This window comes from Mesorhizobium sp. M0106, assembly GCF_040322715.1.
GTDB lineage: Bacteria > Pseudomonadota > Alphaproteobacteria > Rhizobiales > Rhizobiaceae > Mesorhizobium.
This window is the reverse complement of record NZ_JAMYUA010000015.1, coordinates 98,051-111,912: the sequence shown is the minus strand read 5'-3', so window position 1 is coordinate 111,912 and position 13,862 is coordinate 98,051. Positions and strand designations below refer to the sequence as shown.

The following is a 13,862-nucleotide window of genomic DNA, read 5'->3' as shown; positions in this document are numbered from 1 at the left end:
ATGCCATCGGACACCGCGGTCGGGCTCCGCGTCGAACGAAGACCGAAGCTTTCGGAAACCGTCGTCGCGGCGATCCGCAAGCAGCTGCAGGCGGGCGAGATCCAGCCTGGGCAAAAGCTGCCGACCGAGGGCCAGCTGACGGAAACCTTCGGGGTCAGCCGCACCGTGATACGCGAGGCGCTGGCCAAGCTTGCCGCGGACGGCCTGGTCGAGCCGCGCCAAGGCGCCGGCGTCTTCGTCACCGAGCATATCTCGACAGCGTTCGGTGCTCTGGCAGCAGAGATGGGCAGCAAGGATTCGATCGCCCTCAACGTGCTCGAAGTCAGGTTGGCGATCGAGATCGAATCCGCCGGGCTCGCCGCCATCCGGCGCAACGCCGCGCAGGAAGCGGCAATCCAGGAAGCCTTCTTCGAGTTCGAACGGCTGCTCCTCAACAGCGAGCCGACTGGACCGGCCGACCTTGCCTTCCACCGCGCAATCGCCAGCGCCACCAACAATCCGTTCTATGTCGAGATGCTCGACGTGCTCGGCCGGCGCGCCATTCCTTGCGATGTGACCTCGCCCTGGTCGACCGAGTTCGCACAGTCCGACGCCTACCAGCGCGGCCTACAGCGCGAACACCTGATGATCCTCAACGCCATCTCGGCAGGCGATGCCGAAGCGGCGCGGGAGGCGATGCGCGCGCATCTCGGTGCCAGCCAGCAGCGCTATCGCGAGCGCCTGCATGCGCGCCAGGTTTTTTATGCCGACTCGGTCAAGGCCGCGGCAACTGAATAAGCAATTGAGGCAGCCCCATGGGACAGCAATGAATCACACCGACAATCATACCGATTTCACCTCCCGCTTCGCCATCGACCCTGTTTCTGCCGCGGCGATGGGCACGGACGAGCTCCGTCACAATTTTCTCATCGAAGGCCTGTTCCGGCCCGGCAGCATCAGCCTGACCTACACCCATTACGACCGCATGATCGTCGGCGGCGCCATGCCCGCCGGCACACCGCTGCCGCTGCAGGCGATCAAGCCGACCGGGACCAAGAATTTTCTCGACCGCCGTGAGATGATCATCGTCAACGTCGGCAGCGCGGGCGTCGTCAAAGCCGGCGGCCAATCCTACGAGCTGCAGGCGCGCGACATGCTCTATCTCGGCATGGGCACCGATGAGGTGTCGTTCGCTGCGACCAATCTGGCTGAGCCGGTTAAGTTCTACCTGCTCAGCGCGCCGGCGCATCAGAGCCATCCCAACCGGCTGATCCGCATCGGCGATGCCAAGCGGCTCGATCTCGGCAGCCAGGCAACCTCCAACGAGCGCTCGATCTTCCAGTTCATCCATGCCGATGGGGTAAAGACCTGTCAGCTTGTCGTCGGCATGACGCAGCTTGCCTCCGGTTCGGTCTGGAACACCATGCCATGCCATGTGCATGACCGGCGCATGGAAGCCTATCTTTATTTCGATCTGCCGGAGGCGGCGCGGGTGTTTCATTTCATGGGCGAGCCGGACGAAACGCGCCATCTCGTCATGCGCAACGAGGAGGCGGTGCTGTCGCCGGGATGGTCGATCCATTCGGGCGCCGGCACCTCCAACTACGCCTTCATCTGGGCGATGGCCGGCGATAATGTCGACTATACCGATGTCGACCTGGTGGCGATGGAGGAGCTCAAGTGAGCGATCTCTCGGCCTTCAGCCTTGCCGGCAAGCGCATCCTCGTCACCGGCGCCAATACCGGCATCGGCCAAGGCATCGCCGTGTCGATCGCGCGCGCAGGCGGCGCGGTCGTCGGCGTCGGCCGGTCGGCGATGGACGAGACGGCGGAGAAGATTGCGGCTGTCGGCGGCCGCTTCGAGGCGGTCCTCTGCGACCTTGGCGACGATGCCGCCGCCCAGGCGATGCTTGACCGCGTCTGGGCGGATACGGGGCCGCTCGATGGCCTGGTCAACAATGCCGGCATCATCCGGCGTGCCGACGCGGTCGACCTCACCGAAGCCGACTGGGACGACGTCATGGGCGTCAATCTGAAGACGGTGTTCTTCCTCAGCCAGAGTTTTGCCAGGCGCGTGCTTGCCGAGCCGGGACGGCGCGGCAAGATCGTCAACATCGCTTCGGTGCTGAGCTTTCAGGGCGGCATTCGCGTCGCCTCCTACACCGCCTCCAAACACGGCGTGCTCGGCATCACCCGCCTGCTTGCATGTGAATGGGCGGCAAAGGACATCAACGTCAACGGCATTGCGCCGGGCTATATCGAGACCAACAACACCGAGGCGCTGCGCACCGATCCCGACCGCAGCGCTTCGATCCTGGCGCGCATTCCGGCCGGCCGCTGGGGCGCGCCGGAAGACATCGGCGACGCAGCCGTCTTCCTGCTGGCGCCAGCGTCCAACTACATGCATGGCGCGTTGGTGCCGGTGGACGGCGGCTGGCTGGCACGATGAACAGCGACGATGAGAGTCTGACGATGACCGGAACCAAAATCTTCTCGCATGCCGGCGAGGCTGCGTGGACGCCGACGCCCGACGGCAACCGCCGGCGCGTGCTCCTGCACACCGACGAACTGATGATGGTCGAGTTCGGTTTCGACAAGGGCGGCGTCGGCGCGCTGCACTCGCACCCGCATGTCCAGGCGAGCTACGTCGCCGAAGGCCGCTTCGAAGTCACCATCGACGGCAGGACCGAGATCCTGGAAACCGGCAGCAGCTTCATCGTTCCTTCCAACCTTGTCCATGGCGTCAAGGCGCTGCAGGCGGGACGACTGGTCGACAGCTTCACGCCGCACCGCGCCGATTTCCTCGACTGAGCTGCGGGCCCGAAGATCAGGCAGCCGGTTCTCAGAAAAAAACCCGCGCCTCCGGAGAGACGCGGGCGTGTTGCCTGGGCGCTTGTGGCGCCGCGGTACTCAAAACATCACCGCAGAACCTGAACCTGCCGAATGATGGTGAAGATAGGATTAACCGCTCCGAGGCGGTGCAATATTCACAGCCAAAGCGAATAGGGGCTGGAACGACGGTCCGATATCGGCCAATGAGAGAGAAGTTCGCCTCAGGCGGTGCCGCGGACAGGACCAGAGGGGTCGATAAATGTTCGAATCTGCTGTCCAGGCAATCACCTGGCGATTCGCCGGGGAATTTCGGCAGGTCGTATCCCCGAAAGTTCTGTAATGCAGGTAGCAGCGAGCATCCCGGCAGAGGATTCCAAGCGGCGCGTCCTCAGGGATGTATTCGGTTTCGATGATTTTCGTCCCGGCCAGGCGCCTGTTATGGAGGCGCTGCTGGCCAGGCGCCATGTGCTGGCCGTCATGCCGACCGGCGCCGGCAAATCGCTCTGCTACCAGGTCCCGGCGCTGGTGCTGGGCGGGCTCACCATTGTCGTTTCGCCGCTGGTGGCCCTGATGCAGGATCAGGTCGCCGCATTGCGCCTTGCCGGCGTGGCGGCCGATACGATCAATTCCTCGCTCGACCGCGATGCCAATGTCGCTGGATGGCGCCGTGTCGCGGCAGGCCAGACGCGCCTGCTCTATCTTGCACCGGAGCGGCTAATGACCGTGCGAATGCTCGAGGCGTTGACCAAGCTCGATGTCCGGCTGATCGCCATCGACGAGGCGCATTGCATCTCGCAATGGGGACCGGCGTTCCGGCGCGAATACGAAGAATTGTCGAGACTACGTGATATCTTCCCGAAAGTGCCGATTATTGCGCTGACGGCTACGGCGGACGAGACCACGCGCACCGACATTGCCGCGCAGCTGTTCGACGGGCGCGTCGATACCGTGGTGCTCGGCTTCGACCGGCCGAACATCAAGCTAGGCATTGAGCCCAAGCAGGACAGCAAGCGCCAATTGCTAAACTTCGTGCAGCGCCATGTGGGCCGCAGCGGGATCGTCTATTGCCTGTCGCGCAAAAAGACCGAAGAGATGGCGGCGTTCCTCGAGCGCAGCGGCGTACGCGCGCTCGCCTATCATGCCGGCATGAGCAAGGACGCGCGTGAAGCGAATCAAAACGCTTTCATGACCTTGTCCGGCGTGGTGATGGTGGCGACCATCGCCTTCGGCATGGGGATCGACAAGCCGGACGTCGCCTATGTCTTCCACACCGACCTGCCGGGCAGCTTGGAGGCTTATTACCAGGAAATCGGGCGCGCGGGCCGCGACGGGCGGGCGGCCGAGGCACATATGCTGTTCGGTCTCGGCGATATCCGCATGCGCCGGCTTTTCATCGAAGACGAGGACGCACCGGCTGAGCACAAAAGGCGCGCGCATGGCCGGCTCGAAACGCTGATCGGTTATTGCGAGACGACGCAGTGCCGCCGTCAGATCCTGCTTGGCTATTTCGGCGAAAGTGCTTCGCCTTGCGGCAATTGCGACAACTGCCTCGACCAGGCGCCGCATGCGGATGGTGAGGCGGAGGCACGGCTCATCCTGGCGGCGATCGCACAGACCGGCGAGCGCTTCGGCGCCGCCCATGTCGTCGATGTCCTGCTCGGCCATGAGACCGAGAAGGTCCTGGACAGGAACCACCACAGGCTTGCCAGCTTCGGCACCGGTGTGGCGCATAAGAAGAATCTCTTGCTGTCGCTGCTTCGCCAACTCGTCGCGGGAGGGTTCCTGACATTGGACTCAGCCGGCCATGGCGGCCTCGCCATTGCCGAGAAGGGCCGTGCGCTGGCTCGGGGCGAGGCTTCATTCCGGTATCGCTTGGACGCGCGCCAGTCATCGCGAGGCAAGATACGTCCTGAGGATACCGCAGCAGGCACGGAAGGTCTGGATTCGGCGCTGCTGGCGGCGCTCAAGGCTGTACGGCTGCGTCTTGCCCGGGAACGCCAGGTGCCGGCCTTCGTGATCTTTTCGGATCGTACACTGATCGATATGGCCGAACGCTGCCCGCGTGATCTGGACGCCTTCGCCGCGGTCAACGGCGTCGGCGCCGCCAAGCTCAAGGATTTCGGCGAGATATTCCTCGGCGCGATCGCTGCGCATCAATCCGGGGTGGCGGGCTGAAGACCCACTTCAGTGACGCAATCAGCACCGGCTTCGTCTCGCCGCGGCAATCGCAGCCTCCTGCTGCCGCAAGCGCTCGATCTTCGCACTCTGGCGGGCAGCCACGGTCGAGGCGACACGCTGCCCTCCCAACAGCCAGCCCGGAATGTTGGTGTGGACGACTTTGCCACGAGCGATGGCTGTCGCCGACATTTCGTCGGCGACCGCGCCTATCGCCACGTTGAGCTCGACGCAACTCATCTTGTCGTATTTCGCAGCATCAAAGGATGCCGGCAAAGGCGATGCGCAACTTCCGACAAACATGAGGCTGCATATCAGAGGCGTGGCCGTGGAGATCGCCTTCATTCCCTTATCGAGCACGTTGATGCCGGACGGGCGGATTTTCGGAGGGTTCTCGATCTCAGGCCGCGAAGCGCTCCCGAAGTTCCGCGTAACTGAAGCATGTGACCTCTACAATACTCTGTGCTGACCGACCTGTTTGTCGTCAAAGAATTCCGAGAGAGCCGCTGCCGTCTTGTCGGGGTGCTCTTCCGGGAAAAAGTGCCCGCCTTGGACAGCGCGTCCTGCCACTCTGTCGGCCCATTTCCTCCAGATGGCCAGCGGCCCGCCTTCTTGCGCATACCAGTTCTCCAGGGCGCCTTCGCCACTCCATAGCGCCAGTAGCGGACTGTCGATGCGACGACCGTTTGCGCGGTCCAACGCGTCATGTTCACGATCGATCGTCGCAGCGGCGCGATACTCTTCGCAGATGGCATGAATATGCGCGGGATCGCGAAGCGCATCAACATAGGCGTTCCTGACCTCTTTGGAGACCATTTTCGCCGACGATCCCCACTGCGTTATTGCATCGTCGACGACGGCATCGGGAGCCGCGCCGATCAGACGCTCCGGCAGGGGCTCCGGCTGGGCAAGAAGGCTCCAGGGCCAGAAGCCGAGCGCCAGTCTGGCATCCGCCCGATCCCATGTTGCGGCGGTGGGGATGATGTCGAGGACGGCGATTTTGAGCACGTTGTCGGGATGGTCCAGCGCCAGGCGATAGGCAACCCGCCCGCCACGATCATGCCCGGCAACCATGAACCGCTCAAACCCCATTTGCTTCATGGCCTGAACCATGTCGCCGGCCATGGCGCGTTTGGCGTATGGGCTATGATCGGCAGAGGAAACCGGACATCCGGTTTGCCCATAGCCTCGAAGGTCGGCGGCGACCACCGTGAAGCGGAGCGCCAAGGCTGCGGCGATATCCCTCCACATCAGATGCGTTTCTGGAAAACCGTGAAGAAGCAGCAGCGGCGGACCGGTGCCTCCGACCCTTGCGAAAATCGTCGTATCGTCCAGTCGTAGGCTGGTGGCTCTGAAACCTGCAAACACCGTCAGCTTCCTCCGCGCCCTTAGGAAAGCTGCCTAAGGGCGCTAACGGCCGCCTGAGGCGAAAACCCCGGCCGCGATGGCCAGGGTTCAAGCCGGCCAGTTGCTAAAATCGAAACCAGACCCAGACGCGCCTGCGGAAGCACCGCCTGCGCCGATAGCCGTTTCGCCAGTAAACGCGACAGACCCTTCTCCAAGCGCGCCGGCGGCGCCGGCGCGGCATGTGCCACCGGCGATGATAGACTGGTTGCAACTCTGCTTGAGTTTCATCGTCGTCGAAGGTCTCAACATCCGGCGCCTCGAGCTCATCGAGAATGCCGCTTCTGGCAGTTGGAACGCCGGCCACTGCGTTGATTGGCCGAACCGTGCTTGCAAGGGCCGCGGCCCCGGCAATGCCAAACATTCCTGTCAAAAATAGTCGCCGATCCATGGAAACCTCCCAGTCTTCAACCAGCGATAGAACAAGCTAACGATGGGGAGATAGCGCAGTCGGTGCAGACGCCTAGTGCCGCACGGCTATTAGCGGTGGTCCGGTCGGCCGGAGGGTGTTGCCTCGTCCTCGAAGTGGGATGGCTACCTCGATCGACAAAACACCCGGAGCTTTCTGAATGGATGGCGGGCCGAAAACAATGAAGATCGAATGAGGTCTACGCCATAGCCACGCAATTTCACGCTACTCGCGTTGCAAGGAGGCTTGACTGCCATCCTACCAGAAGGTAGGTAAAAGCATGAGCAACTTGTCTACCACCTCTGATGACATCCTGGCTTGTGCACGTTCACTGATCGTCGCTGGCGGCTACAACGGTTTCAGTTATGCCGACATTGCTGATGTGGTCGGGATCCGTAAAGCGAGCATCCATCACCATTTCCCAAGCAAGGTCGATCTGGTTCGGACGCTGGTTGCGCGGTATCGCGAAGAAACTGAAGCGGGGATGGCAAATGTCGAACTTCACGAATCCGATCCGCTCGAACAGTTGCGGATCTATGCCGGGTATTGGGAAGCCTGCATCGCGAACGCCAGCGCCCCGTTTTGTATCTGCGCGCTGTTGGCAAGCGAGCTCCCCGTGCTGCCCGAGGAAGTTAGCCTTGAGGTCCGGGCGCATTTCCGCTCGCTGTCAGGGTGGCTTACATCGGTGATGGAGCGCGGCGTGCGGCACGGCCAATTTCGACTGATGAGCACCCCTCGTGCCGAGGCTGAAGCGTTCATGGCGACCGTTCACGGCGCGATGCTTTCAGCACGGGCCTATGGCGATCCGAAGATATTCGGCGTCGTGACAGGCCCACTCCTGGAGCGGCTCGCTCTGCGTTCCCTCCAAATACGACCCTAAGACCTCAACTAACCATAGCCGTAACGACTCTGCGACATTCGTCGAGAGCCCTACCTACTAGTCGAAAGGATGATCCAATGACGATTCACGATGGCGATCTTTCCCGCGCCAGCCAGGAACAATGGCTCAAGCTCTATTACTTCGCTCGGACGGCATTCTCGGCTGTCTGGGTGGCGGCTGCCTTTACGGTGGGACAGCATTCCGGGGTGGTCGCGGCGGTTTTGCTCGTGGCTTATCCTGCATGGGATGCCCTGGCCAATTTTGTCGACGCATCGCGCAGCGGAGGATTGGGACAGAATCGCACCCAGACCATCAACGTCGTGGTCAGTGTGGCGACAACGCTCGCGGTCATTGTTGCGCTGAAGATGAGCATGAATTGGGTGCTCGGCGTGTTCGGCCTATGGGCGATCCTGTCCGGCCTGCTTCAACTCGGCACCGCCGTCCGCCGTTGGAAGAGCTCTGGTGCGCAGTGGGCGATGATCCTGAGCGGAGGGCAATCAGCACTGGCAGGCACGTTTTTCATCGCGCAGACGCGGATGCCGATGCCGCCATCGATCTCCAACGTGGCCGGCTATGCCGCAGTAGGCGCCCTGTATTTCCTGGTTTCGGCGGTGTGGCTGAGCGTGAGCCAATTGCGGCGGAAGGCTGCATAGCGTGCCATCTTAAGCCATTACCGGCGCGATGAGAGATGCTGTTACCTATGGGTCCGGAATGGACACATTCCGAAGTGGCGGAGAGGGAGGGATTCGAACCCCCGATGGGCTTGCACCCATGCCGCATTTCGAGTGCGGTGCATTCGACCACTCTGCCACCTCTCCGCGGTCATGGTCCGCCGTTGCCGGCGCGGCGCACTAGATAACGGCTGGACAGGCAGGTTACAAGGGCCAATCTGCCCCGGCGCCGCAGCTTCTGTCCATGCTTCTTCGAGGCTCCGGTGGCCGTTGCTCGATATTTGCAAGGTCTGGGCTTAACCCATTCGCAGCTTGCCCGCGACGCTTGCCTTGACTCAAGCCGAACCTTCGGTTAGGGACAGCGCGCAATCGGCGTGGAGGGGTCTTCCGCGCCGCTTGTTTTTTGAACCCGCAGACTGACAAAAAGACGGCCGAACCGCCTGAAGCGGTTCATCAAGGCCGACCGAACAGCGAAAGGCAAAAAATGTTCGCAGTCATCAAAACGGGCGGCAAGCAGTATCGCGTTGCCGCCAACGATCTCCTGAAGATCGAAAAACTCGAAGCCAATGTCGGCGACATCGTCGAGATCGGTAATGTGCTCGCGCATGGCGAAGGCGAAAACGTCACGTTCGGTGCGCCGTTCGTGGATGGTGCGATGGTCACCGCCGAAGTCGTCGAGCAAGGCAAGAACCGCACCGTCATCGCCTTCAAGAAGCGCCGTCGGCAGAATTCGCGCCGCAAGATCGGCCATCGCCAGCTTTTGACCACCGTCAGGATCGCCGAAATCCTGCTGGGTGGCGCCAAGCCGGCGAAGAAGGCCGCCGCCAAGACCGAAGCCAAGGCCGAGGTCGCCGCCAAGACCGAGGCGAAGGCTGAAGCCGCGCCGAAGGCAGCAGCGAAGGCAGAGGCTGCGCCGAAGAAGGAAGCCAAAGCCGAGACGACCGAGGACAAGGCTGCCGAAGCCGCCGCGCCGTTGTTCAAGGCGCCGAAAGGCGAGCCGGACGACCTGACCGTGATCAAGGGCATCGGCCCGGTCGCCGCCGGCCAGCTCAACGAACAGGGCATCACCACCTTTGCCCAGATCGCCAAGCTGTCCGACAAGGACGTCGCCAAGATCGACGAGCACATGCCGTTCAGCGCCGACCAGATCAAGGACTGGCGCGAGCAGGCCAAGGAATTGGCGAAGAAGTAGAACGAACCGGCGCAATCGTCGCCGGATCGGACTTGAAACGGAACGCGAACGCGTTCATAAGATCGTTTAGGCGCCTCGCGGCGCATCGGAGTAGTTAGATGGCACACAAGAAAGCTGGCGGATCGTCGCGCAATGGTCGCGACTCCCATTCCAAGCGGCTCGGCGTGAAGAAGTTCGGCGGCGAAGCCGTGATTCCGGGCAACATCATCATTCGTCAGCGTGGCACGACGTGGCATCCCGGCACCAATGTCGGCATTGGCACGGACCACACGCTGTTTGCGCTCGAAGCTGGCGCAGTCACCTTCAACAAAAAAGCCAATGGCCGAACCTACGTATCGGTGAACCCGATGACGAAGGCAGCGGAGTAGCCGGTTCCGCACGAGAACACCGGCACCCATCTCGGGAACCGGTGTCTGGCCAAGCCAGGAAATGGATCAGGGGAGATGGGTTTCCATCTCCCCTTTTTCTTGTGCCTGGAGGACTTTGATATGGTTGCCGAAGCGGAAGCGACAGACGACGAAAGTTACGCGATAGATTGCCCGGTCCTGATCACCGAGCGGCTAGTCATGCGGCCCCCGCGTGAGAGCGACATCGAGCAATTGGTGGCGCTCGCCGACAACCGCCATGTCGCGGAAATGCTGGCTCGCATGCCGCATCCCTATGGCGAGGCGGAGGCACGCGCTTTCCTGGCCATGACGGCATCGCGCCGGGCCGGAATCGCCTATGCGCTGACGCTGGCCGGCACCGAGACCTTCGTCGGCTGTGCCGGGCTCAACACTACGGATCGTGGGCTGGAGCTCGGCTACTGGATCGGCGAGCCGCACTGGAAACGCGGCTACGCGACGGAAGCAGCGCACGCACTGGTTGACCTTGCCTTCCAGAGAACCACGATCCAGGTGCTGCACGCCTCGACGCGGGTTATCAATCCGGCCTCGCGCCGGGTCATCCACAAATGCGGCTTCCAGTATGCCGGCCAGGGCATGCTGAATTCGATCGTTGCCGGTCAGGTGCCGGTCGAACGCTACCGCCTCGATCGCAAGACCTGGACCAGCCTGCGGAACTGGGTGCATTTTTGATGGATGCGGCTCACGTCATCTCGAGCCAGACCGGCAAGTGATCCGAACCGGCCGCTTGCCGGTCGACCCACAGGCGCCTCAGCGATTTGGCAAGCGAGGCGCTGGTGAAGATGTAGTCGATGCGCTTGTAGCGGCTGGTATCGCCCGGCTGCTTGGGGTCGACCCAGGTGACGAGATCGGCGCCGGCAGCGCCGAGGCGTGTGGCAGCATCGATGGCGAGGTCGGCGGTCACCGGCATGCCGAATTCATGGTCAGGCTGGCCGGCGAGTTCGACATGTTCCGGCGATCCAGCCAGCATGTTGAAGTCGCCCATGACGACGAAGGCGTCGGGACAAGGCAGGTCCGGCAAGCCGATCTCGGCGACGCCGGAGAGCCCGCCGCCCTCGAGCGGGTATTTCAACAGACGCTGGCGCAGAAAGCGGATCTGGCTCAGCCGTTCAACCGGGCTGCGGTGGTCGAGATGGGTGGAATAGAAGCGGATCGGACCAAGCGGCGTTTCGATCAGCGCCTCCAGCGCGCCGCGCTGGAAGTTCATCGCCTCGACACTGCGGCTGCGCGGCAAAAGGAGATTGCGCGACAGATGGATCGGCGTCCTCGACAGCACCATGTTGCCGAGCTGGAAGGTGGTCGTGATGGCGCGGCCGTTCTCCAGGCGCGAGCCGGCGTCGGCTTCGAAATTGCTGCCGTAGACGGCAAAATAGTCGGGCAGCGCCTCGCCGAGCTCGGCCACCATGTCGCGGCCGCCATTCTTCGGGTTAGCGCGGGTGACCTCCTGCAGCGCGATCACGTCGGCGCCGCGCACGGCATCGGCGATACGGCCGACATCATAGCGGGCGTCGAGGCCTATGCCGTAGTGGATATTGTAAGTTACCAGCTTCATTCCGACATCTCGCGCTTGGAAAGCCGAGGATCGATTTTCGGCAAGGGTCAACCAAATGCTACGCGTCCAGAGATACGCGCGACGTTACAGTAGCAAAAACGGCCCTCGCCCTTCGACCCGCCTTGGTTTAGAGCAATCCCGCAAAGCCAATAACAGAAACCATACAATCCGATGAAATTTCTCGATCAAGCCAAGGTCTACATCCGCTCCGGCGACGGCGGCGCCGGTTCGGTGTCGTTCCGGCGCGAAAAGTTCATCGAGTTCGGCGGCCCGGACGGCGGCGACGGCGGTCGCGGCGGCGATGTCTGGGTCGAGGCGGTCGATGGGCTGAACACGCTGATCGACTATCGCTACCAGCAGCATTTCAAGGCCAAGACCGGGACGCACGGCATGGGCCGCAACATGACCGGCGCCAAGGGTGCCGACGTAACGCTGAAAGTGCCGGCCGGAACACAGGTCTTTGCCGAGGACAATGAGACGCTGATCTGCGATCTGACGGTCGTCGGCCAGCGCTTTCTGTTGGCTAAGGGCGGCAATGGCGGTTTCGGCAACCAGCACTTCAAGACCTCGACCAACCAGGCGCCGCGCCGCGCCAATCCCGGACTGCCGGGCGAAGAGCTCAACATCTGGCTCAGGCTGAAGCTGATCGCCGATGCCGGCCTTGTCGGGCTGCCCAACGCCGGCAAGTCGACATTCCTAGCGGCGGTCACCGCGGCCAAGCCGAAGATCGCCGACTATCCCTTCACCACGCTGCATCCGGGCCTTGGCGTGGCCCGCATCGACGGTCGTGAATTCGTCATCGCCGACATTCCCGGCCTGATCGAAGGCGCGCATGAAGGTGTCGGCATCGGCGACCGCTTCCTTGGCCATGTCGAGCGCACGCGCGTCCTTCTGCACCTTGTCTCGGCGCAGGAAGAAAATCCGGCCAATGCCTACAAGACCGTGCGTGCCGAGCTCGAAGCCTACGGCAATGGGCTGACCGACAAGGTCGAAATCGTCGCGCTTTCCCAGGTCGACATACTCGATGCCGACGCACGCAAGAAAAAGACCGCCTCGCTGAAACGTGCCGCCGGCCGCGCGCCGATGCTGCTTTCGGCGGTCACCGGCGAAGGCGTCGAGGCGGTGTTGCGCGCGCTGATCGCTGTGGTGGCCGATGCACGCGAGGCTGTCGCTGCGCCGGTCGAGACGCGCTGGAACACATAGCCATGGCCGCGCAATCGCTGAAAAATTATCGGCGCATTGCCGTCAAGATCGGCTCGGCGCTGCTTGTCGACCGCACGACGGGCCTGAAGCGCGACTGGCTGGCCTCGCTTGCCGACGACATCGCCGTGCTGGCCAGTGGCGGCGCCGAAATTCTCGTCGTGTCTTCCGGGGCGATTGCACTTGGCCGCACCATTCTCGGCCTCGGCAAGCGGGCGCTGAAGCTCGAGGAGAGTCAGGCTGCTGCTGCCGTCGGGCAGATCGCCTTAGCTGGCGCCTGGTCGGATGCGCTCGGCAAGAATGGCTTGAAATCGGGCCAGATCCTGCTGACGCTCGGCGACACCGAAGAGCGCCGCCGCTATCTCAACGCGCGGGCGACGATTTCGACACTGCTCAAGATGAAGGCGGTGCCGGTCATCAACGAGAACGATACGGTGGCCACCTCCGAAATCCGCTATGGCGACAACGACCGGCTGGCGGCGCGCGTCGCCACCATGATGGGCGCCGACCTTTTGGTGCTGCTCTCCGACGTTGACGGGCTCTACACGGCACCGCCGGCGCGTGACCCGCAAGCTCGATTCATTCCGGTCGTCGACCGCATCACCCCCGACATCGAAGCGATGGCGGGTGCCGCTGCTTCGGAATTGTCGCGCGGCGGCATGCGCACCAAGCTCGACGCCGGCAAGATCGCGACCGCCGCCGGCACCGCCATGATCATCACATCGGGCACGCGGCTGTCGCCGCTGCTGGCAATCGAGCGCGGCGAGCGTGCCACCTTCTTCCGGCCGAGCGCCAATCCGGTCAAGGGCTACAAGACCTGGATCGCCGGGCAGCTCGAACCGGCCGGCCGGCTGACCGTCGATGCCGGCGCCATCGGCGCGCTGCTCTCCGGCAAGTCGCTGCTGCCGGCCGGGGTCAAACTGGTCAGCGGCAATTTTGCGCGTGGCGACACGGTGGCGATCCTGTCGCCCGAGGGCCGCGAGATCGCGCGCGGGCTGGTTGCCTATGATGCCGCCGATGCCGTAAGGATCGCTGGCCTGAAGACGGCCGAGATCGAAACCGTGCTCGGCTACGAGGCGCGTTCGGCGATGATCCACCGCGACGATCTTGTGGTGAGCCATGCCGGTGGCGAGCAAGTAGTCGGTGACCAGGTTACATAGCGGAG

At 62.9% G+C, this 13,862-nt stretch carries 15 protein-coding genes and 1 tRNA gene; 12 read left to right on the top strand and 4 right to left on the bottom strand.

What is annotated here, in order from left to right; all coding sequences use genetic code 11:
* The 5 genes from NKJ55_RS16965 to recQ all read left to right on the top strand — a co-directional run bounded on the left by NKJ55_RS16965 (position 1) and on the right by recQ (position 4,985).
* Positions 1-777, top strand: a complete 777-nt coding sequence (locus NKJ55_RS16965; protein ID WP_352450892.1) for a FadR/GntR family transcriptional regulator — start codon at positions 1-3, stop codon at positions 775-777.
* 28 nt (positions 778-805) lie between these two features.
* The gene (gene kduI, locus NKJ55_RS16960; RefSeq protein WP_352450891.1) at positions 806-1,663 is read left to right on the top strand and encodes a 5-dehydro-4-deoxy-D-glucuronate isomerase; all 858 of its coding nucleotides are present in this window, start codon (positions 806-808) and stop codon (positions 1,661-1,663) included.
* A complete protein-coding gene (gene kduD, locus NKJ55_RS16955; protein WP_352450890.1) occupies positions 1,660-2,427 on the top strand; it encodes a 2-dehydro-3-deoxy-D-gluconate 5-dehydrogenase KduD in 768 nt (255 codons plus the stop codon). The genes kduI and kduD overlap by 4 nt, the downstream gene beginning before the upstream one ends.
* A gap of 23 nt (positions 2,428-2,450) precedes the next feature.
* Entirely contained in the window at positions 2,451-2,789 is a 339-nt protein-coding gene (locus tag NKJ55_RS16950) for a cupin domain-containing protein (protein WP_352450889.1), read from the top strand.
* A gap of 360 nt (positions 2,790-3,149) precedes the next feature.
* A complete protein-coding gene (recQ, locus tag NKJ55_RS16945) occupies positions 3,150-4,985 on the top strand; it encodes a DNA helicase RecQ (RefSeq protein ID WP_352450888.1) in 1,836 nt (611 codons plus the stop codon).
* A 21-nt stretch (positions 4,986-5,006) separates the two neighbouring features.
* Here recQ and NKJ55_RS16940 read toward each other — a convergent pair whose 3' ends face one another.
* Both NKJ55_RS16940 and NKJ55_RS16935 read right to left on the bottom strand, forming a co-directional pair.
* The gene (locus tag NKJ55_RS16940) at positions 5,007-5,225 is read right to left on the bottom strand and encodes a hypothetical protein (protein WP_352450887.1); all 219 of its coding nucleotides are present in this window, start codon (positions 5,223-5,225) and stop codon (positions 5,007-5,009) included.
* Positions 5,226-5,435: 210 nt separating this feature from the next.
* Entirely contained in the window at positions 5,436-6,353 is a 918-nt protein-coding gene (locus NKJ55_RS16935) for an alpha/beta fold hydrolase (protein ID WP_352450886.1), read from the bottom strand.
* 725 nt (positions 6,354-7,078) lie between these two features.
* Between NKJ55_RS16935 and NKJ55_RS16930 the strand changes: the two genes are divergently transcribed.
* Entirely contained in the window at positions 7,079-7,678 is a 600-nt protein-coding gene (locus NKJ55_RS16930) for a TetR/AcrR family transcriptional regulator (RefSeq protein WP_352450885.1), read from the top strand.
* Positions 7,679-7,755: 77 nt separating this feature from the next.
* Positions 7,756-8,331: a DUF308 domain-containing protein gene (locus NKJ55_RS16925; RefSeq protein ID WP_352450884.1), complete on the top strand. Its 576-nt coding sequence runs from the start codon at positions 7,756-7,758 to the stop codon at positions 8,329-8,331.
* Between the two features lie 75 nt (positions 8,332-8,406).
* Here NKJ55_RS16925 and NKJ55_RS16920 read toward each other — a convergent pair.
* Positions 8,407-8,496, bottom strand: a tRNA-Ser gene (locus tag NKJ55_RS16920).
* 337 nt (positions 8,497-8,833) lie between these two features.
* On the opposite strand from NKJ55_RS16920, the gene NKJ55_RS16915 reads away from it, so the two are divergent.
* The 3 genes from NKJ55_RS16915 to NKJ55_RS16905 all read left to right on the top strand — a co-directional run bounded on the left by NKJ55_RS16915 (position 8,834) and on the right by NKJ55_RS16905 (position 10,617).
* Positions 8,834-9,541: a 50S ribosomal protein L21 gene (locus tag NKJ55_RS16915; protein ID WP_352450883.1), complete on the top strand. Its 708-nt coding sequence runs from the start codon at positions 8,834-8,836 to the stop codon at positions 9,539-9,541.
* A gap of 98 nt (positions 9,542-9,639) precedes the next feature.
* On the top strand, positions 9,640-9,909 hold the full coding sequence (rpmA, locus tag NKJ55_RS16910) for a 50S ribosomal protein L27 (RefSeq protein ID WP_023678077.1): 270 nt from the start codon (positions 9,640-9,642) through the stop codon (positions 9,907-9,909).
* A 120-nt stretch (positions 9,910-10,029) separates the two neighbouring features.
* Positions 10,030-10,617 carry a GNAT family N-acetyltransferase gene (locus NKJ55_RS16905; RefSeq protein ID WP_352450882.1) on the top strand — a complete coding sequence of 196 codons (588 nt, stop codon included), beginning with the start codon at positions 10,030-10,032 and terminating at the stop codon, positions 10,615-10,617.
* Positions 10,618-10,627: 10 nt separating this feature from the next.
* Here the strand turns inward: NKJ55_RS16905 and NKJ55_RS16900 are convergent, their stop codons facing one another.
* On the bottom strand, positions 10,628-11,497 hold the full coding sequence (locus NKJ55_RS16900; RefSeq protein WP_352450881.1) for an endonuclease/exonuclease/phosphatase family protein: 870 nt from the start codon (positions 11,495-11,497) through the stop codon (positions 10,628-10,630).
* A 171-nt stretch (positions 11,498-11,668) separates the two neighbouring features.
* Between NKJ55_RS16900 and obgE the strand changes: the two genes are divergently transcribed.
* Together obgE and proB are read left to right on the top strand one after the other, a co-directional pair.
* A complete protein-coding gene (obgE, locus tag NKJ55_RS16895; protein ID WP_352450880.1) occupies positions 11,669-12,700 on the top strand; it encodes a GTPase ObgE in 1,032 nt (343 codons plus the stop codon).
* A gap of 2 nt (positions 12,701-12,702) precedes the next feature.
* Positions 12,703-13,857, top strand: a complete 1,155-nt coding sequence (gene proB, locus NKJ55_RS16890; RefSeq protein WP_352450879.1) for a glutamate 5-kinase — start codon at positions 12,703-12,705, stop codon at positions 13,855-13,857.
* Positions 13,858-13,862: the final 5 nt, after the last annotated feature.